Genomic DNA, 20,906 nt, shown 5'->3' on the forward strand with positions numbered 1-20,906 from the left:
GCACAGCAAACATCCGCTTCTTTGCAAGAAACAATACTAACTATTTTTCATGCAGCAGGATTTTCAGGCACTAGCCCAGCGGCATTTCTGGCTTTCCTGGTGCTGGGGAATGGTGTTAGTGGGCAGCTTGTTTTTGCTGTCACTGGATAGTTGGTACTATAGGCTCCAGCACAAAAGGTCCTTCTCTTGGAGTTCGATAGGGTTACAAGATTTATTAGGCTTGCTCTTAATGTCAGTGGCGGTTGCCTTCGTTTTAGGCCTCCCTGCCATATTAGTCGGGCTGGTACAAAGAGCTATTGTGCGAAGCATTTTTATTAGCGCCACCTCTATACTCAATCTGATAGTTGGTGTTGCATTGGTTTCAATTAGCTCTGTCTTATTGCTATGGCTAACCTGGGTTCTATTCGACTATACAGGCCCCCATATGCTACCTCCTATATATTCCGCACTCCTATTCTTCGCCTTGAGCTCACCATGGCTCCTATCCTCGGTGGGAGTAGCGTGGTGGCTGGGACGGCGCTTATTTCCGCGCTGAATCAAAGCGGGATGGTTTGCAGTATTCTTAATTCAAATTGGAACACCTATTTTCCCAAACAAGTCCATTCCGGTAGAATCCTAGCCGTTTTAGTGGTTCGTAGATACCCTCGTTCAGCTTCCAGCACCATGGGAGTTTCCGTAGTGTCACCCTGAACGTTTTTCTCTCCCACTATCTGTTCTTTACCGTAATGCTAACTTCTTCTACCTCTATCCAATCCACTATCACCCGCACGCTGCTGCTGTGGCTGCTTAGCAACATAGGCGGCACTTTCCTGCTAGGCGTGGGTTTCGCGCTAACCCACCACCTCAACGACAGCACTATTGCCATAGCGGCTGGTTTGCTGGCTGCCCTTATCACGCTCCCGCTCGTGCCGTTGGCCTTGCCTTTCTTTGCTTTAGTAGCCCGCTTCTGCCCGGCTTGCTCCCGCCGGTCGGTGGCTTTGCTGGGCGTGACGCTATTCTTTCTGGCTGCCAACGAGCTGCTGCACCTGCTGCTGCCTTTCGCCACTTTTTGGGGCTTGCTGGAAATGTCGGTTCCCTACCTGGCGGCGGGCTTGCTGACTGTATTCTGGCTGTATAGCTCCGGCGGCAAAACTTCCACGGCGGCGTTGTTTCCCAAAAAGCAGGATAATCGGCTGCTCCTGAGCTAGCACCGGCGTTTTACAACGCGCCTTGCAAATGCACTAGCTCCATTGCGCCCCGGCTGCCATAACCGCCAGAGCCTTATTGCGCGTAGGTAGCAGGGTGAAAATCCGCCTCCAGCTATTCGAGTTTGAAGACCTGCCCTGGTTTCCGCGCGTTATCAGGGCGGGCATGATGGACTATTTGCGCTTCATGATTTCGTGGCTGGGCACCTACCAGCCCATTGTGCCGCTGCTCCGCGAAGCCATGCAACGCACCAATTCGCTGCAGCTGCTAGAGTTGTGCGCCGGGGCAGGCGGTGGTACCGAAGGCATCTTGCGTCAATTGCGCGCCACCGGCTTACCCAACACGCAAATCACCCTCACCGACCTGTACCCACAGCCAGCGGCGTGGCAGCTACTCGCGGAACGTACACCCGGCTTAGCTTACGCAGCTACCCCAGTCGATGCCCTGGCGGTACCATCAGCGCTGCCGGGGTTTCGGACGGTCTTTTCGGCCTTTCATCATTTTCCGCCAGCTGCCGCCGAAGCCTTACTGGCCGATGCCGTGCGCCAACGAGCCGGTATTGGCGTGTTTGAGGGCGCTGGCAAGCACTGGTTGGAAATTGCGCTGGCCTGGACGGTGCTGCCCGTGGCGCAGTTGCTTTTCACGCCTTTTATGCGTCCGTTTCGGTTGAGCCGGCTATTTTTCACCTACCTGGTGCCGCTGATTCCGCTGTTCACCATCTGGGACGGTACCGTGTCTATCCTACGGATGTATCCGCCGGCGCAGCTGCTGGCCCTCGCCCACCGCGCCGACCCTACCAGTGTTTTCCAGTGGCAAGCGGGCAAAGTGCGCCACTGGTGGGGCCCCGAAGTGACTTACCTGATTGGGACACCGAAAAATGTAGCGTAAGCTTTAGCTTGCACTGTGAGCCTCCAGCCGCAGGCAACAGGTGTTGCCTGCGGCCGCCCCCCCTACCGAAGCTATGCTACAGCCTTACCGCCGCGCCTTACTCCTGCTGCGCATCCCGTTTTCCATCTACCTGATGCCGGTATTCTGGTTTGGGCTGAGCGCCATGCGTGAGCCGTTTAGCGCGTGGCAGGCCGCAGGGGTGTTTGTAGTACTGCATCTGCTAGCCTACCCAGCCTCCAACGGTTACAACTCCTACTACGACCGAGACGAGGGCAGCATTGGCGGCCTGAAGCGCCCCCCCAAGGTATCCAGGGAGCTGCTGCATCTGGTGTACCTGTTCGATGCGCTGGCCGTGCTGGGTGGCGTGCTCTTGAACCCGCTGTTCGGGCTGTTGGTAGCGGTGTATTTGCTGGTGTCGAAGGCGTACAGCTACGAAGGCATCCGGCTGAAGAAATACCCACTGGTGAGTACGGCGGTGGTGGTAGTATTTCAAGGGGCTTTCACCTTCCTGATGACCCAAGTAGGCGCAGGTGCCACTCAGGAGGCCCTACTGGAGCCAACCAATTTGCTGCTGGCGCTGGTGAGTAGCTTATTTTTGTGCGGTTCCTACCCGCTTACGCAGGTATACCAGCACCAGGAAGACGCCCGCCGCGGCGACCAAACCCTGAGCTTGCTGCTAGGCATTCGGGGCACGTTTGTGTTTGCGGCCATTGGGTTGCTGACTGGGGCGGCGGTGCTGGCTTACACATTATGGCTGCGCAACGAGGTCGGGCACCTCCTGATTTTTCTGGTGGCTACTGGTCCTGTGGTGGCGCTATTCGGGCGTTGGGTGTATGCCGTGTGGCAAAACCCCGCCGCCGCCGACTTCGAGCACACCATGCGCATGAACCAGGTATCATCCTTGTGCATGAGTGCGGCGTTTATCTTGATGCTACTCTGGTAGCTGCGCTTTGTTGCCGTAGCTCGGCAGGCTGAACAGTATAGCCGATTTTGCGTATGGCAGACCCATACCATCCTGTATTGCGTTATGCGTCGCTTTTTTCTGCTTTCGCTGCTTGGTTTCGCGGCTGCCTGCTCTACCCCCGACACCCGCCAGGCCACTACCACCACCTCCACGGCTGATACAGTCACGCAAGTAGAGCCGCTCGATACCACCCGCGCCAGTGCTACCAGCGCCCAGTCCGACACGCTGAAAACGGTAACCAAACGGCACGTTTTCTCGAACCCTGGGGCACCCGATGTGTTTAAGCTGGAAATGCGCGGCAAGGACATTCTGACCGGCAAGGCCACTTTCACGGTAACCGATGCCAGCGGCCAGGTGATTTTCCGCGAGATGCTGGCCGCCGAGGATTTGGAGGCCGCTATGGTGTATGAAATGAAAACCCCAACCGCCACCGCGGCGGAGCGCGAAGCCTACGTGCGCCGCCGCATGGATGAGTTCTTCGCCGATAAGAATTTCCAAAAGCCGGCCCTCACTTCCAAAGCCGTTTACCCCACCGATAACTCCATCCCTCGCACCGCCTGGGACGACCTGATTAAGCGCCCCGATGCCGTGAGTTTCAGCTACCTGGTTGGCAAAGAAGACCGGCGCCGCATTGCCTGGTCGCCGGGCGCCAAGCAAGTAGTACACCTACCCGGTTTCGGCAGCTAACTGTCATTCCGACCAAAGAGAGGAATCGGGGTTCAACCTGGCTGTGTAGACATAAAACCAATAAAGGCCGTCATTCCTCGCCAAGCTCGGAATGACGGCCTTATAGTTATGGCCTGTTGTAAATGGCTTGCGCTTCACACAGCCTGATGGAATCCAGCTTCTTCCTTTGGCTGGAATGGCAGCTTAATGGCCTTGCTCCAACGCCTGCCGTATGCCGTCAGCAAACACTTCGTATGGCTGATACCCGCGGGCCAGCACGTAGCCCTGGCTACCTATCCGCAGCACGCTGGTAGGGAAACCTTGGATACCAATTCTGGCCACCGCTGCAAACTCCTGCCGTGTGGCGGTAGCCGTTTCGGGTAGCGTGAGGCGGCGCAGAAACTCGGCGGCATCTACGCCGTGGGCAGTTGCCAGTGGCACGTATGTTTTAGGCTCGTTAAGGTCGGCGCCATCGTGGAAATACGCGTGCTGCACCGCGTGGGCGAAACTGGCTACCTGCGCCTGATTGAGCTGCCGGAACGCATTGATGGCCCAGCTCGGCGGCTCAGAATCCTGCACGTAGCTGCCCTCCTCACCCAACGCCCGAAACGCCGCCCCAAACTGCACACCGGTCGTTTGGGCTACCTGCTGCAAGGCGTTGCTGATGTGGTGCCAATCTTCGCCAATTGCGCCTACCTGCTCCCCCGTTACCATCCCGCCGCACAGCACCGACACGTCCAGTTGGCCGGCAAATTCCTGCTGCACGCGCCGGATAACCGGGCTCATGCCGTAGCACCAGCCACAAAGTGGGTCGAAGATGTAGAGTAGTTCGGGCCGGTCGGTGGCGGAAGGTGTTGGTTGAGTCATTGGATGAAAGCTAAAAAGAACGTCATGCTGAGCTTGCCGAAGCATCTCTCCCGCAACACTATATGATTAGTTTGGCGGGAGAGATGCTTCGGCAAGCTCAGCATGACGCGCTGCTTGTTGTTCTAACTACGGTTCGGCAAAGTTAGCCGTTCATCGACACCAGGAATTCCAGGTTGTCTTTGGTGCCTTTCATGCGGTCTTTCAGGAATTCCATGGCCTCCGAAGGGGTCATGTCGGCCATGAACTTGCGCAGCACCCAAATGCGGCTTAGCTCGTCTTTGCTCATCAACAGGTCTTCGCGGCGGGTACCGGAGGCCGGCACGTCGATGGCCGGGAAGATGCGCTTGTTGGCCAGCTTGCGGTCTAGCTGTAATTCCATGTTGCCGGTGCCTTTGAATTCCTCGAAGATAACCTCGTCCATTTTCGAACCGGTTTCAATGAGGGCCGTGGCAATGATGGTGAGCGAGCCACCATCTTCCACGTTGCGCGCCGCCCCGAAGAAGCGTTTCGGCTTGTGCAAAGCATTAGCATCCACACCACCCGACAGAATTTTGCCGGAAGCGGGCTGTACGGCGTTGTAAGCGCGGGCCAAACGGGTAATCGAGTCCAGCAGAATTACCACATCATGGCCGCACTCCACAAGGCGCTTGGCCTTATCTAGGGCAATGCTCGTGATTTTCACGTGGCGGTCAGGCGTTTCGTCGAAGGTGGAGCTGAGCACTTCGGCCTTCACCGAGCGGGTCATGTCCGTTACTTCCTCGGGCCGCTCATCAATGAGCAGAATCATGAGGTACACCTCGGGGTGATTTTCAGAAATGGCGTTGGCTATTTCCTGCAACAGCACTGTTTTACCGGTTTTGGGCTGCGCCACAATCAAGCCGCGCTGGCCTTTGCCAATAGGAGCAAACAAATCCAGAATGCGGGTGCTGTAGAGCGCCGATTTGGTGGTAAGCTTCAGGCGTTCCTCCGGAAACAGGGGCGTGAGGCTGTTGAAGGGCACCCGGTCCCGGGCTTCTTCCATGGCCCGGCCGTTGATGCTGTCCACACCAACCAATGCGTAGTATTTTTCGCCTTCACGCGGGGGCCGAATGGTGCATTTCACCGTGTCACCGGCCTTCAGCGAAAACTGCTTCACCTGCGCCGGGGCCACATAAATGTCGTCGGGCGAGGCCATGTAGTTGTAGAACGGGCTGCGCAGGAAGCCGTAGCCGCCATCGGGCATCATTTCCAGGGTGCCTTCGCCGGGAATCGTAATATCGAAGTCGTTGCGGGGGCGCTGCTGCTGCTGGCCGTTGGCATCGGGGCGAGGCTCACGCGCCTGGCCGTTGGCTTCCTGGCGCTGCTGGCGCTGCAATTCGCGGGCAGCATACCGGTCTTCGCGGCGCTGCTCCCGGTCGGGGCGGGTTTGCGGGTCGCGGGGCAGGCGGTTCTGGTCGCGCTGCTCGGTACGAGGCTGGTCGCCGGTGCGGGGTTCGTTGCGGAAGTCGCGCATGTCCCGAACTCCATCCGTAGCGCGGCCATCATTGGTGCGGGCTACATCAGAAGTGGGTCGTGCTTCACGGTTTTGGTCGGTACGCAGGTCGCGGGGCTGGTTCGAGTCCCGGTCGGAGCGGAACTCCCGCTCCCGCGGCTGGTCGCGCGGGGTGCGGGGCGTAGTGCCGTTTTGCTCGGGCCGGAAAATACGAGGAGCCGGAGTGGATACGGGCGCTACTTCGGCGGCTGGGGTGGCCTCGGTGGTAGCAGAAGCGGGTGTTTCAGGAGTTACTTCGGCAGCAGCGGGTGGCAGAAACGGGGCGCGCTCCACGGCGGTTTCCAGCGGCGTATCGGTGCCGGCCGGCGCCGAATCCACCTCGAAAGGCAATTCGGGCGTGGGGCGGGTATTGCGGTTGTTGGCTTCGCGCGTGCGGCGCTCCGGGCGCTGGAAAACCTTCACTGGGCGCTCTGTAGAAGCCGGAGCAGGGTTTTCGGAAGCAGGAGCCGTTGTTTCGGGCGTTGCGGTTGATGCTACGGCCACGGGGGCTTCGGCAACAGCAGCAGGTGCTTCCGGCGCGGTGGGCGCTACTTCGGCAGCTGGGGCAGCAGGAGCAACTACGTCACTTGGTGCGTCAACGGTAGCAGCGGCCGATGCGGCGGCCGCTTTCGTGCGGCCGGCATTGGGGGTGCGGGCCGGAGCAGCGGTGCGCGAAGTGGCCGTGCGGGTGGCAGCGGCAGCGCGGGCGGGTGCGGCAGCCCGCGCCGCAACTATGGGGCGAGCAGCTGCCTCAACGGGAGCTGCTACCTCGGCAACTTCCGCCACGGCTACATCAGAAAAAGGCTGTTCGGGGCGGGCCTTACCGGCTGGCTGAATCTTAGGGGGCAGCTTGTCGGCGGGGATAAGGGCCTGCTGGTCGAGAATCTTATATATCAGATCCTGCTTGCTAAGTTTCTTAAAGTTACCGACGTTGAGTTCTTCTGCAATTTCCTTCAGGTCGGAAAGCAGACGGTCCTTCAACTCTTCAATAGTGTACATAGAGGCAATGAGGGGAGGGAAAAATCAAAAGCAGAAGCACAACCAACAGCGGTACATTGCCCATATGTGGGCTATACCTAGGAGCCGCAAAAACGGCAGACAGCACAGGTATTCAGGACAGAACTGAGGGGAGTGGTAACGGGAGCAGCGCTGGAAAATAACCGCGGACCGGACGTATAAAAAACTACCGAGGGTCCGGCATCAGCTGCCGACTTGTTAGCACAATGTTACTCTAATACGAATGAACTGCCAAATCGAAACAGAAATTTTGCAGATTAAGCTCCTTTACGCAAAAAGCTGGGCTTAGATGCCTGACTGCGTGAATTAATGCAGCTTTTCAAGGTTCAGCTTCAACTTCCTTGTTTCCTGAGTTGGCCTTTTCGAGTAGCACTTTGCTTACTTGCCGCGTTATTTTTCGATTACAGACGCTTTTTCTGTTGTTTTCGGCGGCGGAGCTTGGCAACTGCCGCGCTGAAAAGGTGTGCTCCGTTCATTCTGCAAAATCTACGGCTATTTTTGCGCTCCTATTCATTTGTATCTTCTGCCCCATGTTGCAAGTTTCCGTTCTCAAAGAGCACCCCGAGCTGGTGCTGGCCGGCCTGGCCAAGAAGCATTACAAAACGGCGGAGGCCGATGTGCAGGCCATCCTGACCCTCGACCAGCGCCGCAAAGACCTGCAAACCGCCCACGATGCCGCCCAAGCCGAAGCCAATGAGCTGGCCCGGCAGATTGGCTCTTTGATGAAATCCGGCGACAAAGCTGGGGCTGAAACCCTGAAGGCCCGTACCGCTGAGCTGAAGCAGCAAACCAAAGCCCACGCCGACGAGCTGAGCCAAGTGGAAATTGCCTTGCAGCAAACCCTCTACAAGCTCCCGAACCTACCGCACAGCAGCGTACCCGAAGGCCGCTCGGCCCAGGACAACGAAGTGGTGCGCGAAGTAGGCACCATTCCTACGCTGCCCGCCAATGCGCAGCCGCACTGGGAGCTAATTAAGAAGCACGACATCATCGACTTCGAGCTGGGCAACAAGATTACCGGGGCGGGCTTTCCGGTGTATAAAAAGCAGGGCGCCCGTTTGCAGCGGGCCCTTATCAACTTCTTTCTGGATGAAGCCCGTGCCGCGGGCTATGAGGAAGTACAGCCCCCGATTCTGGTAAACGAGGCCTCGGGCTACGGCACCGGCCAGCTGCCCGACAAGGAAGGCCAGATGTACCACGATGAGCGGGACAACCTGTATTTGATTCCGACGGCTGAGGTGCCCATTACCAACCTCTACCGCGACGAAATTGTGGCCCTCGACAAGCTGCCCATCCGCAACGCGGGCCATACGCCCTGCTTCCGCCGCGAAGCCGGGAGCTGGGGCGCCGATGTGCGCGGCCTCAACCGCCTGCACCAGTTCGATAAGGTGGAAATCGTGCAGATTACGCTGCCCGAGCAGAGCTACTCGGCACTGGAAGAAATGGTAGCGCACATTGAAGGGCTGCTGCAAAAGCTGGAGCTGCCCTACCGCGTGCTGCGCCTCTGCGGCGGCGACATGGGCTTCACCTCGGCCCTTACCTTTGACCTGGAAGTGTGGAGCGCTGCCCAAGGCCGCTGGCTGGAAGTAAGCTCGGCCAGCAACTTCGAGACCTACCAGGCCAACCGCCTCAAGCTACGCTACCGCCCCGAAGACGGGGCCAAAACCCAATTGCTGCACACCCTAAACGGTTCGGCGCTGGCTTTGCCGCGCATTGTAGCCGCGCTGCTGGAAAACAACCAGCTAGAAGATGGCAGCATCCACTTGCCGGAAGTACTCCACTCCTACTGCGGCTTCAGCAAGATTGGCTAGAAATCATACTCACTAAAACGGCCCGTTCAACTAGTTTGAGCGGGCCGTTTTTTGTGGCTATAATTCTGGAAAAACCTCCGGCCGGCGTTGCGTCAGCGGTAAAGAATCGGCTTGCACATCCTCCTGACCGAACCCGCAAGCCGCACAGAAACGTGCTTTTGGTGTACGCAACGGCTTTGTGCATTGCGGGCAGGGTGGCCCGTATTGGTCTACTTCGTGGTGCATTACTGCATTGGGGTTTGTTTCTACGAAGCCCGTTAGAAGCTTATACATTTCCAGCATCGGCTGCATTAGTCGAGAAACACCTTCAACGGCCATAGGCAGCAACGACCGTCCTCTGCGGTGAGCTTCTTCTTCAACGAAACGCATCCCGGTCATCATTGCTTTCCGCACTAACAAAGCCTCCTCTGCATCCAGCATCGGTACCTCCTGTTGGCAACGCCAGCACCATAGCATTTTCATGGGTTAATACTCCGCCATCTGCTCGTCAACGTAGCACCAGGCCCACTGCTCACCGGGCTCGGCGGAAATGATGATGGGGTGCTCGGTGGCGTGAAAGTGTTTGGTGGCGTGCTTGTTCTTAGAATTGTCGCAGCAGCCGATGTGGCCGCAGGTCTGGCAGACGCGCAAGTGCACCCAGGTATCACCAAGGGCAACGCATTCTGGACAGGCGTATTCAGCGGCGGGAATAAGCTTGGTTAGGGCCGAAAGATGGGAGCAGATAGCCATACGCGTTACGGTGGAGGTAAACTAGATTTACAGAGGCAGTAAAATAGGTAGCTTCTCGGGTAATCCGTTATTCTATCAGCGTCGTAACGATGCGTAGGCCGCTCATCAGCGTTTTCTGCACCGGGCACTTGCTGGATATTACCTCCAGGCGTTGGCGTTGCTCGGGAGTCAGCGGGCCAATCAGGCGCAGTTCCTTCTGTACTTCTTCCAGCATCTCGCCGGCCATTTCGCATCTGTCACAATCCTGCCGATGCACGCGCTGGTGGCTTAGGCGAACTTCAATGGCTTCGAGCGGCCACTTTTTCTGGTTGGCGTAGAGGCGCAACGTAATGGCCGTGCAGGCTCCCAGCGCCGAAAGCAGCAAGTCGTAGGGCGTAGGGCCCTGGTCCTGGCCGCCGGCGGCAATAGGCTCATCGATAAACCAGGTGTGGCGGCCGGCCTGTACATCGGCCAGCAGCGCATCCGGGCCCACTTTTACCAGCACCGATTTGTCGGGGGCAGCTTCTGGTTGCTTGCTCATAGAAGGAAAGTTAGCGGAGCGGATAAGGTACAACTTCCGGTTGAGTTTCGATAAGCCAGCCAGTGGTGCATTCGGTTGGGTTTGCCTCACGCCATACGCTTCTCCGCTAGAAACCGTAGGGACTACCGGCCATCTTGCGTGGGGGGCAGGTCTAAATCAAATTTGATGTCGCGCATGCAGCGGAAGTGGCCCTGCGGGCACTTTTCGTAGCCGATTTTCGAGCAGGGGCGGCAGGGCAGGTTGCGCACTTCCAGCACCCGAAACTCGGTGCGGTACGGATACATGCCAAACTCCGGCACCGTGTTGCCCCACACGCTGAATATCTCCTTGCGAAACGCCGCCGCAATGTGCATCAGGCCCGTATCGTGGCTGACAACCAGCTGCGCCTGCCGCACCAACGAAGCCGATTGGTTGAGAGAATATCGGCCACAGGCGTTGAAGATGGTAGTTTGTTTTTCGTTGTTGGTTGTTGGTTTTTTGGGGAAGTAATATGGACTATCCGGAATGCGGGGGGGAGCAGGCGGCGAAACGGCGGCTTGCTTCTCGAAGGCCAGCTCCACTATGTGCCCGGTGCTTTCATCTTCGGGCCCGCCAAGCAGTACCACGGGCCGCCGGAGCTGCGCGCACAGCTCAATGATGCGCTCCACCGGTAGGCGCTTGGTGGCATGCTGGGCGCCAATGGCAAAGGCCACGTACCCGCGCTGAAACCCAGCGGGCAACGTAGCGAGGTCCACCTCGTCGGCTTTCGGAATGAAGTAGTCCAGCCCTTTGCTATCGTTCTTCACGCCGAGTTGCGCGGCGGCGGCCAGGTACCGGTCCACGATGTGCACGCGCGGCAGGGTGTTGATTTTCAACTGCACCAGCAGCCATTTGCGCCAGTTCAGCTTGTCGAAGCTGGCCGACCTGACACCCAATTGCGCCTTCAGCAAGGTGGTGCGCAGGTTGTGGTGCAAGTCCACTACGAAATCGAACTTCTCGGCTTTCAGCTCGGCTACCAGCTCTTTCAACGAGCCCGTGAGGTAATGCGCCTGGTCTACGTACGGGTTGGGCTCGATAATGCTGCGGTAGCCCGGCTTGGTGCAGAAATGCACCACCGCCCCCGGCACCTGCTGCTTCACCGCCCGGATAACCGGCGTAGTCAGCACAATGTCGCCGATGGAAGAAAAGCGCAGAATCAGAATCTTCATGAGAGAGAAGCTAGAAGTTAGAAGCTAGAAGTTAGGAGGAAGCTGAGAGGACATATAAGTACTCTTCTAGCTCCTAACTCCTGGCTCCTAGCTCCTTAAACTCACCCAAACAGGGAATCCTGAAATTGCAGGGGCGGCTTGATGTTGGCTTTGCGCTGGGCGAAATACTCGGCCACTTCGTCCACTGATTTGGCATTGAACGTCATGTCCTTGGTTAAGCCTCCTTTGCGGCCCATAAACACGCCGTAGCGCATGTCGGCGTAGCCGTTGGTGTGGTGCGCATCGGGGTTGATGCTGAGCTGCACACCTTGGTCGAGGGCGTAGCGCACCCAGCGCCAGTCCAGGTCGAGGCGCCAGGGGTTGGCGTTGATTTCGATGATAACTTGGTGCTGGGCGCAGGCATCAATGATGGCCTTATGGTCGAGCGGGTACCCTTCGCGGCGCAGCAGCAAGCGGCCGGTGGGGTGGCCCAGCATGGTGCAATACGGGTTTTCGATGGCCCGCAACACGCGCGTGGTGGCTTTTTGCTTTTCCATGCGCAGGTTGCTGTGCACCGAGGCCACAATGAAGTCGAAGGTTTCGAGCACGGCCGGCGGGTAGTCGAGGGCGCCATCGGACAGGATATCGGACTCGATGCCCTTGAAGATGCGGAACGGCGCCAGCTCCTGGTTGAGCTGGTCTACTTCCTGCTGCTGCTGGCGCACGCGCTCCACGCTCAGCCCGTTGGCGTAGTGCGCCGCCTGCGAATGGTCGCAGATGCCGAGGTACTGGTAGCCCTGGTCGCGCAGGAAGGTGGCCATTTCGCGCAGGCTGTGGCTGCCGTCGGAGTAGTTGCTGTGGTTGTGCAGGGAGCCGCGCAGGTCACTGTCTTCCAGCAGCTTGGGCAGCTTGTGCTCTTTGGCCAGGGTCAGTTCGCCCAGTCCTTCCCGCATTTCGGGCTCTACATATTGCAAGCCGGCTTTTTCGTAGATGGCGCTTTCCTGATAGAACCGCTCCCGCTTCAGTAATTGCCGCAGCGTGGCCGGCTGGCCGGCGGGCGCCTCAGCGAGGGGCTCCGAGAGGTGCTTTTCGGCGGCGGATTGCAGAAACACCTGGTTGGTGAAGTCCTCTTTGCTCGCCAAGAGCACTTCCACTTTTACGCCCGAGGTGGTGGCCGTACCACGCCACGCAAACGGGCCGGAGCGGTGCGGGTCGGCGGTGAGGCCTTCCAGGGAGTTGAGTTGGGCGTGGGCTTTGGTAAGCTGGGTGGTGGCGGCTACCAGCGCTACGGTTTCCACGGTTTCGAGGCGGCGGCGCACCTCGCCTACCACGGCTACCTGCTCGGTACCCAGCGCGTCTTGCAGGCGCTGGCGCAGGTCGTTGGCGAGTTCTTCGGCCTGCGGATACAAGAGCTTGCCGCGGCTCTGGGCCGAAAATTCCAGCGCCTCCAGAATGGTTTGCTGGGTTTTCTGGCCGAAGCCTTTCAGCTTGCTTACCTGGTCGTTTTCGGCGGCCTCGCGCAGTTGCTGGGGGCTTTCAATGCCAAGCTCCTTCCACAGCGCCCTGATTTTCTTGGGGCCGATGCCTTTCACGCTCAGCAGCTCCACCACGCCGGGCGGCGTGGCGGCCAGCAGGCGCGTCAGCTCCTCAAACGAGCCGGTATCCAGCATTTCGGCTACGCGGGCAGCGGCGGTTTTGCTCAGGCCGGTGCGGTCGGGCAGGCCGTGGCGCTCCACATCAGCTACCGGAAAGCTGAGGGCTTCGAGGGCGCTGGCGGTACCTTCGTAGGCCCGGATTTTAAACGGATTCTCGTCGTGCAGTTCCAGCAGTTGGGCGGCCAGCCGGAATGCACGCGTCAGGGCGCGGTTGTCCATAGAGAGCAAAGGTAGTTTCTGGTAGCTGATTGTTGCTTGCTACTTGTTGAAGGAAGTACGTATAAAGCAGGATTACCGCCCACCCCCGTCGATTCATTTACCTTCGTTGCGCAGGAGCCTTGCGCGTTTGCGCCCGGTACAATCACTCCGCAATCAGCCCCTAACCTTCACCTTATGCGCCTGTTCACTTTGTTTTCCTGCCTGAGCGTGCTGCTATTGGCCGCCACCTGTAAATCCGGCACCAAAGCTTCTGCCGAAATGAAACAACTGGAACGCACCTGGCTGCACGCCCACGAAGAAGACGAGGGCGACATCCGCGTGTACCGCCCGAATACGTATGCCTTTCCACCGTCACGGGGCCGCACCGGGTTTGCTTTCGACCACAACGGCCTGTTCACGCAGTTCGATATTGCCCCGACTGACGGCCTTGAAGGCCGCAAAGGCAAGTGGACCGCCGAAAATGACCACACCCTGCTCATCAGCCTCGACGACAAGAAAGACCCCGACTACAAGCTGGAAATCGTGTCGATGAACAAGGACCTGCTGAAAGTGAAACGGATAGAATAGGCGCTTGCAACTGTTTGGCGGGAGGCGTGGCTCTTATTAAAAATTCTTCACCACTCTAACTTCATCATACCATGCGCTACGCTTATGCTCCTTTAGTTCTTATGTCTTTCGTGCTATTAGCTAGCGGCTGCGAAAAGGAAGAAGCCCGAATTACAAATACGAATTTATTTGGTAAGGATTGGTTTGATGCTCGTCAGCCAGATTCCGTGGGTTTCAGAAAATATAATAGCCCCGGCCAAACTATGCCTTGGGGCAATACTGGTTTCCGGTTTGAAGCTAGTGGCACGTTCGTTCTCTACAGCTTCGCGCCAACCGACGGTATCATCCAAACGCCTTCTACCTGGACCACAACCGACGACGTGAAATTTCACATAAAGCCTAACAACACTCAGCTTCCAGAATACGATATCGTTATTGATGCGCTAACGCCCACCAAACTCAAGGCCCAGATTTTACCATAAGTAAGCTGCAATTTCAAACCCTGCTCATTCGGTGGTAGCTTCGCCGCATGAACTATTGGCTCGTTAAATCAGAACCCGCCGCGTACTCCTGGGCAACTTTCGTGGGAGATGGTGGCACCGACTGGACCGGCGTCCGCAACTTTCAGGCCCGCAACTATTTACTGCAAATGCAGCCGCAAGACCTGGTGCTGTACTACCATAGCGTCACTGATAAGCAAGTGGTAGGCGTGGCGGAAGTGGCCGCCCTGGCGGCTCCCGATGCTACCGCCGAAGCCGGCAGCAACTGGGTAGCCGTACACCTGAAGCCGCAACAGGCTCTCACCAAACCGGTTTCGTTGGCGGCCATCAAGCGTGATGAGCGCCTTAGTGGAGTGGGGCTGCTGCGTCAGTCGCGACTGTCGGTGATGCCGTTGAAGGCCGCTGAATTCGATGCTATTCTGGAGCTGAGTGAAGCAGCAGAATAAGGAAACAGAACCATAAAGAACCCGAAAATGGCCGCAGGAAACCTTGATAACTGGTTTTCCTGCGGCCATTTTCACTGCTTGCTCTACTATTTCCTAAACCCCTTACCAAATCCGGTACTTCCCGTATCTTACTGAGCGCAGATGCCGAAGCTGGCAGCTGGCCTTGCTTATGAAGTACGTATCCGCTTTCCTGTTTTTTTTGCTGTCAGCGGGAACACCCCGGCTCACGCTGGCCCAGCCGCTCACCCCGCCTACCCCCGTGCAGGGCCAGCGCCTGGAACTGCCGCTGGAAATGTACAACAGCGACGTGCAGGTGCTGCCCATGCCCCAAGACAGCAGCCTGCTACTGCTGGTTGACAAAAACCCGCTGGGCAACCGGCGCCTCGAATACAGCATTCAGAAATATGACCACCGCCTGCAACCCCGCTGGACGAAGGCGCTGGAAGTACCCCGGGAGTTCGAGATGCGGCAGCTGTCCAATGAGGGCAACTGCGCCTACGTGCTGTTTCAGTCGGAATCGGTGGAGCACCGCTTGTGGGTGGCCGCCATCAACGGCGACAATGGGCAGGTAAAGACCTTCTCCTTCGACACCAAGCTGGCCCGTAGCATCTACGACCTGAAAGTTATCGGCGGCAACCTGTTCGTGTCGGTGCTGGTAGACAACCACCTGACGATTCTGCTGCTGGATTTGGCGGCCAACAAGTTTCAGTTTTTGCCGTCGGTGTACGAGCCGCTGCCTACGCAGCTGTCCTTTCTGGCCGATTCGGCGGCGCGGCGGGCCGAATTTGTGCTCAGCCAAACCAACGGCTTCAAGAACCGGCTGCAACTCAAGCAGCTGTCGGCGGAGGGCAAGCTGCTTCGCTCGGAGTTTGTGCAGGCCGAAAGTGAGCGGGGCCTGATTTCGGCCCAAATCAGCCCGGCCACCGATTCGGCCAGCGGGCGGCTGCTGGCGGGCACCTATACGTTGCGTGATGCCCGGTACTCGCAGGGCCTGTTTGCAGCCGACCTCTCGGCGGGCGTCACGCCTACTGGTTCGCGCCGCTCCTTGCGCTTCTACGACTTTGCCAACCTCAAGCACTTTTTCGACTTCATGAGCCCCAGCCGCGCCGCCCGGCTGCGGCGCCGCAGCGAGAAAATGCGCGCCTCCGATAAGGTGCTGCGGCTGCACTACCGCACGCTCATCCACGACCTGGTGCCGTTTCAGGGGGGCTACGTGATGGTGGCGGAAATCTATTACCCGCAGTATCGCCAGAACAACTACGGCATGTGGGGCGGGCCATTTCTGCCCTACAGCCCCTACCGCTACGGCAACTACAACAATAACAACTGGTACGGCGGCAGCCGGCAAGCCGAGGGCTACCGCATCACCCACGCGCTGGTTTGCGGCTTTGACAACCGCGGCAACTTACTCTGGGACAACACCTTCGTACTGAAAGATGTGTACAGCAACAGCCTCACCGAAACGGTGCACCTGCGCCCCTTGCCCGACGGCCAGCGCGTAGCCATTGCCTACCTCGACCAAGAGAAGTTCAATTACAAGGTTATCGACCACAGTGCGCCTTCACCTAACGACCTGCACGTGGAGCTACAAACCTCGGCGCTGCCTACTGTGAAGGAAAAAGCCACCAGCACCAATCAGGAACGACTACTGACGTGGTATGGCAGCAAGTTTCTGGCATTTGGCTACCAGAACATCCGCACCGAGAAAGCGCCTAACCGGGAGGTGTTCTTTGTGAATGTTATTGGGTTTGAGTGAGGAAGCGGGTGCCGATGGCAACTGGCCGGAGGGCTACTAAAAGAATTTTTGGTTGCTTGCCGACGCCTTATTTTCGCCGCGCCGTATAAGCCCATCATTCACTCTTTCTCTACCATATGAAATTCCGTTTTCTCTCCTGGGTGCCCTTGGTGGCCTTATTGCTGATGGCGGGCTGCCGCGCCGCCGGCCCCGTGCGGCCCGCCCGCACCGTGGCCGAGTTCTTCAACAAATACGAAAACCGCTCGGGCTTCAAGGCTACCGACTGGAATGCCGGTCTCACCACCCGCCTGCTGCTGGGCCGCCTGGGTAGCCTCGGCGGGGGCAGCGACCTAACGCAGGCGCTATCTTCTATCCGGAGCTTCAAGGTGCTGACCTTCGCCCCCACCAGCAACAGCGCACAAAAGCTGGTTGCCGATGGGTTGGTGAGCGAAGTGAACGGCCTGCTAGCCAACGAGCGGTACAGCCCCCTCACGCCGTCCGGCGACAGCAACATCCGCTACGCCACCCGCAAGCAGGGCGACCGAATCAGCGAGGTGGTAGCCACCAGCAGCGTCACCGGCGCCCCCGATTCGTTTATGCTGATGTCCATCGGCGGCAATTTCACCCAAGGCCAACTCGACCAGCTTCTCAAAATCCTGCCCGGCGTTGCCGACATGACCAAGTAATTTCTTTCTGCTTCTCATACAAAACGGCCGCTCCATGTTAGGGCGGCCATTTTTGTGTGTAAAAAATGATGCTGTAGAGTTCTGCCTTAAATGCACCCACTGTCATCCTGAGCTTGTGAAGGACCTCATGCCCGCAGAACGAAACGTTGTAGCACCTGCCGTTTTATCGAGAAAAGGTCCTTCGCAAGCTCAGGATGACAGGTATGATTGGTGGGTGTCTCAACAGCACACAGAGTAAGACTTAACTTGTTCTTTCAACCATATAATCCTTAGCCATCTATACAAAAGGGCCTGCTCCAATGAAGCAGGCCCTTCTCACTTAGTATTATGTGGCACTATGCCAGTTGGAAGTGTTACTTCCGGCGTGGAGCAGCTTTCCGGACTGGTGCCTTTTTCACGGGCGCTTTCGGAGCAGCTTTGGCGGGAGCAGCCGGAATTTCAGGGGCGGGGCCGTACTTGGTTTCGGCGGGGTTCGGGTCGCCGGGCAGGTACACGTCGAACTCTACGCGGCGGTTGATGGCGCGGCCGGCTTCGGTGGCATTGTCGGCAATGGGCTTGCTTTCACCGTAACCGTGCGACACAATCCGGTCGGCGGGGATGCCTTTGCTGAGCATGTAGGTACGGGCCGAGGCGGCACGCTCATCCGACAGGCGCAGGTTGTAGTTGTCGTCGCCTTTGTTGTCGGCGTGGGCCGAAATACCCAGACTGTAATCCGGGTAGGCATTCAGGATTTCCACGAGGCCATCAAGCGTGGGATACGACGAGGTTTTCAGGGTAGCCTTGTCGAACTCAAACTGGATGAACTTGGTGGCTTCCTGGAGTTTCTTCTTTTCTTCCACCTTCATTTCCGGGCAGCCTTTGTTGGAAGCCGGACCTGGGCGGTTCGGGCAACGGTCCTGGTAGTCGGGTACACCATCACCGTCACGGTCGAGGGGGCAGCCATTGGCATCTACCGATACGCCGGCTGGCGTGTTGGGGCACTTATCAAGCGAGTCGATTACACCGTCGCCGTCGGCATCGGGGCAGCCTTGCAGTTCGGCTTTGCCGGGCGTGTCGGGGCATTTGTCGTCACCGTCGCGCACACCGTCACCGTCACGGTCGGGGCAGCCTTCGAGAGCGGCCAAACCTTTTTCGGTGGGGCACTTGTCCTGGTAATCTGGAACGCCGTCACCGTCGCCGTCTAAGGGGCAACCGTTGGCGTCGACTGCTACGCCAGCGGGCGTGCCGGGGCATTTGTCTTTGCGGTCGGCCACGCCGTCGCCGTCTTCATCCTTGGCTTTACCCAGCGCCACGGTCAGGCCCGCACTATGCTGCAAGTAGCGGTCATCCCAGCTGTCGTTGTCGCGCGGGGTCACCCCGTCCAGGTTCACGCCGAACGGCACGGTCTGCCCCGTCTGCACAAACACGCCGATGGCGTCCGAGATGCGGAAGTTGAGGCCCGCCGCGGCCATGCCCGAAAAACGCGTGTCGTCCCCGTTCAGGGCCTGCCCATTATAGCGCCCCTCCAAACTGGTGAAGGCCACGCCCGGTGCTACCACCAGGTAGGGCTGCACAAAGGCGTCCTCCTTGAGGGCCCAGCCATTGTTGAGCTTGAGCTTGAAGGCCAGCTGCACGTTCACCACGTTGTTGGCGAAAAAGTTGGTGCTGCCCGCCGGCTGGCTCGGGTTCTTGAACTCGACATAGTTGCCGCTCAGGCCCAGGTCCAGGCCCTTGCTCAGGTAGCGGTTGATGCTGATGCCCGGGCCCCACTGGCTGCGGGTGAAGTTCCAGTAGTCGGAACCGTAGTTGCCTTTGTACTGGAACGCGTTGGCCGACAAGCTGATGGCCGTTTTGCGGTCCGCAGTCTGTGCGTGCACTCTGGGGCTAGCCGCTAGCAAGGAGGCCCCCAGCAGTACGCTAGTGGTAAATAGATTTCTCATGTGAAGAAAAGAATGGTGTGGGGAGGGGAGCAAGTTGTTCCATTCAAGGAACGTAGGCTGCTATACCTATCTATTGCCGCTGAGGTTGTGTTTATCCTATAATTCTCGATATATTATATTTCCATGAAGCTGAACCATAGGAATTAGTCGCCGAAACGGTTTCACCCGCTTTGTTGCTTTCGAGGGCAGCACTCCCAGGCCAAGCAGCAGACAGCCTATACAGCGCACAAAAAAAGCGGCAGACCTAGTGGCCTGCCGCTTTCTTAAGTGGGTCGTGTCGGAGCCTTATGGCTGCGGCTGACCTGGGATGAAGAACTCGAACTTGAACTCAACCCGACGGTTTTTCGACATGTTGGCTTTCGACGAGTTTGGAGCGGCTGGCTCGCTTTCGCCACGGCCTTCGGTTACTACCCGTGATGGGTCAACCTGCTTGCCCGTGAAGTAGCGTTTCACCGAGTTAGCACGACGCTCCGACAGAGCCTGGTTGAATTCGTCGGTGCCACGGCTGTCAGCATGGCCGATTACGCGGATGCTGTACTCGGGGTGGTCTTTCAGGGCCTGCACCATTTTGTTGAGCTTCGGATACGAGCTAGTCGTGATAACCGTGCTGTTGGTAGCGAAGCGGATTGGCTGCTCCAGTTTCTGAACAGCTGGGTCAATCGTGAGTGGGCAACCATTGGCGTCAACGCGGGTACCGGCTGGCGTGTTCGGGCAGGTATCCTGTGCATCTGGCACACCGTCGCCGTCGGCATCAACTACTAGTGGGCAACCCGTGGCATCTACTTGGGTACCACGTGGGGTGTCAGGGCACTTGTCGTTTTTGTCGGCTACACCGTCACCGTCAGCATCGGGGCAACCACGCAGGGCAGCAGTACCAGCCTGGTCGGGGCACTCGTCTTCTGAGTCACGCACACCGTCGTTGTCCCGGTCGGGGCAGCCTTCCAGTGAAGCCACGCCTTTCTCGGTGGGGCACTTGTCCTGGTAATCTGGCACACCGTCGCCGTCGCCATCAAGTGGGCAGCCTTTTTCATCTACGGCTACGCCAGCGGGCGTGCCGGGGCACTTATCCTTACGGTCTGGAACACCATCACCGTCTTCGTCTTTGGGCTTGCCGAAAGCAACCGTTACCCCAGCCGTGTGCTGCAAGTAGCGGTCATCCCAGCTGTCGTTGTCGCGCGGGGTCACCCCGTCCAGGTTCACGCCGAACGGCACGGTCTGCCCCGTCTGCACAAACACGCCGATGGCGTCCGAGATGCGGAAGTTGAGGCCCGCCGCGGCCATGCCCGAAAAACGCGTGTCGTCGCCGTTGAGCGCCTGCCCATTATAGCGCCCCTCCAAGCTGGTGAAGGCCACGCCCGGTGCTACCACCAGGTAGGGCTGCACAAAGGCGTCCTCCTTGAGGGCCCAGCCATTGTTGAGCTTGAGCTTGAAGGCCAGCTGCACGTTCACCACGTTGTTGGCGAAAAAGTTGGTGCTGCCCGCCGGCTGGCTCGGGTTCTTGAACTCGACATAGTTGCCGCTCAGGCCCAGGTCCAGGCCCTTGCTCAGGTAGCGGTTGATGCTGATGCCCGGGCCCCACTGGCTGCGGGTGAAGTTCCAGTAGTCGGAACCGTAGTTGCCTTTGTACTGGAACGCGTTGGCCGACAAGCTGATGGCCGTTTTGCGGTCCGCAGTCTGTGCGTGCGCCTTTGGGGCAGCCGCCAGCAGCGTGAGTCCCAGCGCTGTGCTGATGGTAAGCAGGTGTCTCATAGGTGAGAGGTTTGATGGAGGTACAATGCCAGTGCATGCCAGAGGAGTGGCACACAGCGGAAACAGCCTACTATACCCCCTCACATTTAGGAAAGTTGTATTTCCGTTGATTAATACAGTCAACTCGG

At 58.3% G+C, this 20,906-nt stretch carries 19 protein-coding genes; 10 read left to right on the forward strand and 9 right to left on the reverse strand.

Going from position 1 to position 20,906, the window contains the following annotated elements:
- Window positions 1-725: 725 nt before the first annotated feature.
- The 4 genes from J0X19_RS15225 (at window position 726) to J0X19_RS15240 (ending at window position 3,724) form a co-directional block, all read left to right on the forward strand.
- A complete protein-coding gene (locus tag J0X19_RS15225; protein WP_206985242.1) occupies window positions 726-1,187 on the forward strand; it encodes a hypothetical protein in 462 nt (153 codons plus the stop codon).
- A gap of 94 nt (window positions 1,188-1,281) precedes the next feature.
- Window positions 1,282-2,073: a class I SAM-dependent methyltransferase gene (locus J0X19_RS15230; RefSeq protein WP_206985243.1), complete on the forward strand. Its 792-nt coding sequence runs from the start codon at window positions 1,282-1,284 to the stop codon at window positions 2,071-2,073.
- A gap of 73 nt (window positions 2,074-2,146) precedes the next feature.
- Window positions 2,147-3,016 (forward strand): UbiA family prenyltransferase, encoded by an 870-nt coding sequence (locus J0X19_RS15235; RefSeq protein ID WP_206985244.1) that lies wholly within the window; start codon window positions 2,147-2,149, stop codon window positions 3,014-3,016.
- A gap of 84 nt (window positions 3,017-3,100) precedes the next feature.
- Window positions 3,101-3,724: a hypothetical protein gene (locus J0X19_RS15240; RefSeq protein ID WP_206985245.1), complete on the forward strand. Its 624-nt coding sequence runs from the start codon at window positions 3,101-3,103 to the stop codon at window positions 3,722-3,724.
- A 183-nt stretch (window positions 3,725-3,907) separates the two neighbouring features.
- On the opposite strand, the gene J0X19_RS15245 is transcribed toward J0X19_RS15240, so the two are convergent.
- A complete protein-coding gene (locus tag J0X19_RS15245) occupies window positions 3,908-4,570 on the reverse strand; it encodes a DsbA family protein (RefSeq protein WP_206985246.1) in 663 nt (220 codons plus the stop codon).
- A 142-nt stretch (window positions 4,571-4,712) separates the two neighbouring features.
- Window positions 4,713-7,079, reverse strand: coding sequence for a transcription termination factor Rho (gene rho / locus J0X19_RS15250; RefSeq protein ID WP_206985247.1), 2,367 nt, complete (start codon window positions 7,077-7,079; stop codon window positions 4,713-4,715).
- Window positions 7,080-7,627: 548 nt separating this feature from the next.
- On the opposite strand from rho, the gene serS reads away from it, so the two are divergent.
- The gene (gene serS, locus J0X19_RS15255) at window positions 7,628-8,908 is read left to right on the forward strand and encodes a serine--tRNA ligase (protein WP_206985248.1); all 1,281 of its coding nucleotides are present in this window, start codon (window positions 7,628-7,630) and stop codon (window positions 8,906-8,908) included.
- 57 nt (window positions 8,909-8,965) lie between these two features.
- Here serS and J0X19_RS15260 read toward each other — a convergent pair whose 3' ends face one another.
- The 5 genes from J0X19_RS15260 to J0X19_RS15280 form a co-directional block, all read right to left on the reverse strand.
- Complete coding sequence (locus tag J0X19_RS15260; protein ID WP_206985249.1) at window positions 8,966-9,370, reverse strand: hypothetical protein; 405 nt, start codon at window positions 9,368-9,370, stop codon at window positions 8,966-8,968.
- A gap of 3 nt (window positions 9,371-9,373) precedes the next feature.
- Window positions 9,374-9,637 carry a UBP-type zinc finger domain-containing protein gene (locus tag J0X19_RS15265; protein WP_206985250.1) on the reverse strand — a complete coding sequence of 88 codons (264 nt, stop codon included), beginning with the start codon at window positions 9,635-9,637 and terminating at the stop codon, window positions 9,374-9,376.
- A 67-nt stretch (window positions 9,638-9,704) separates the two neighbouring features.
- Entirely contained in the window at window positions 9,705-10,157 is a 453-nt protein-coding gene (locus tag J0X19_RS15270; protein WP_206985251.1) for an OsmC family protein, read from the reverse strand.
- A gap of 122 nt (window positions 10,158-10,279) precedes the next feature.
- Entirely contained in the window at window positions 10,280-11,344 is a 1,065-nt protein-coding gene (locus J0X19_RS15275) for a glycosyltransferase family 9 protein (protein ID WP_206985252.1), read from the reverse strand.
- A 101-nt stretch (window positions 11,345-11,445) separates the two neighbouring features.
- Window positions 11,446-13,197: a DNA polymerase/3'-5' exonuclease PolX gene (locus J0X19_RS15280; RefSeq protein ID WP_206985253.1), complete on the reverse strand. Its 1,752-nt coding sequence runs from the start codon at window positions 13,195-13,197 to the stop codon at window positions 11,446-11,448.
- A 174-nt stretch (window positions 13,198-13,371) separates the two neighbouring features.
- Between J0X19_RS15280 and J0X19_RS15285 the strand changes: the two genes are divergently transcribed.
- The 5 genes from J0X19_RS15285 (at window position 13,372) to J0X19_RS15305 (ending at window position 17,110) form a co-directional block, all read left to right on the forward strand.
- Window positions 13,372-13,764 carry a hypothetical protein gene (locus J0X19_RS15285; protein ID WP_206985254.1) on the forward strand — a complete coding sequence of 131 codons (393 nt, stop codon included), beginning with the start codon at window positions 13,372-13,374 and terminating at the stop codon, window positions 13,762-13,764.
- A gap of 71 nt (window positions 13,765-13,835) precedes the next feature.
- Window positions 13,836-14,225 carry a hypothetical protein gene (locus J0X19_RS15290; RefSeq protein ID WP_206985255.1) on the forward strand — a complete coding sequence of 130 codons (390 nt, stop codon included), beginning with the start codon at window positions 13,836-13,838 and terminating at the stop codon, window positions 14,223-14,225.
- A gap of 47 nt (window positions 14,226-14,272) precedes the next feature.
- Window positions 14,273-14,689, forward strand: a complete 417-nt coding sequence (locus tag J0X19_RS15295) for an EVE domain-containing protein (RefSeq protein WP_206985256.1) — start codon at window positions 14,273-14,275, stop codon at window positions 14,687-14,689.
- Between the two features lie 169 nt (window positions 14,690-14,858).
- Window positions 14,859-16,445 carry a hypothetical protein gene (locus tag J0X19_RS15300; RefSeq protein WP_206985257.1) on the forward strand — a complete coding sequence of 529 codons (1,587 nt, stop codon included), beginning with the start codon at window positions 14,859-14,861 and terminating at the stop codon, window positions 16,443-16,445.
- Between the two features lie 116 nt (window positions 16,446-16,561).
- Window positions 16,562-17,110, forward strand: a complete 549-nt coding sequence (locus J0X19_RS15305; protein ID WP_206985258.1) for a DUF4252 domain-containing protein — start codon at window positions 16,562-16,564, stop codon at window positions 17,108-17,110.
- A 353-nt stretch (window positions 17,111-17,463) separates the two neighbouring features.
- Here the strand turns inward: J0X19_RS15305 and J0X19_RS15310 are convergent, their stop codons facing one another.
- Together J0X19_RS15310 and J0X19_RS15315 are read right to left on the reverse strand one after the other, a co-directional pair.
- The gene (locus tag J0X19_RS15310; RefSeq protein WP_206985259.1) at window positions 17,464-19,029 is read right to left on the reverse strand and encodes an OmpA family protein; all 1,566 of its coding nucleotides are present in this window, start codon (window positions 19,027-19,029) and stop codon (window positions 17,464-17,466) included.
- Between the two features lie 285 nt (window positions 19,030-19,314).
- A complete protein-coding gene (locus J0X19_RS15315; RefSeq protein ID WP_206985260.1) occupies window positions 19,315-20,778 on the reverse strand; it encodes an OmpA family protein in 1,464 nt (487 codons plus the stop codon).
- Between the last annotated feature and the right edge of the window lie 128 nt (window positions 20,779-20,906).

The organism is Hymenobacter telluris (assembly GCF_017313265.1).
Lineage (GTDB): Bacteria > Bacteroidota > Bacteroidia > Cytophagales > Hymenobacteraceae > Hymenobacter > Hymenobacter telluris.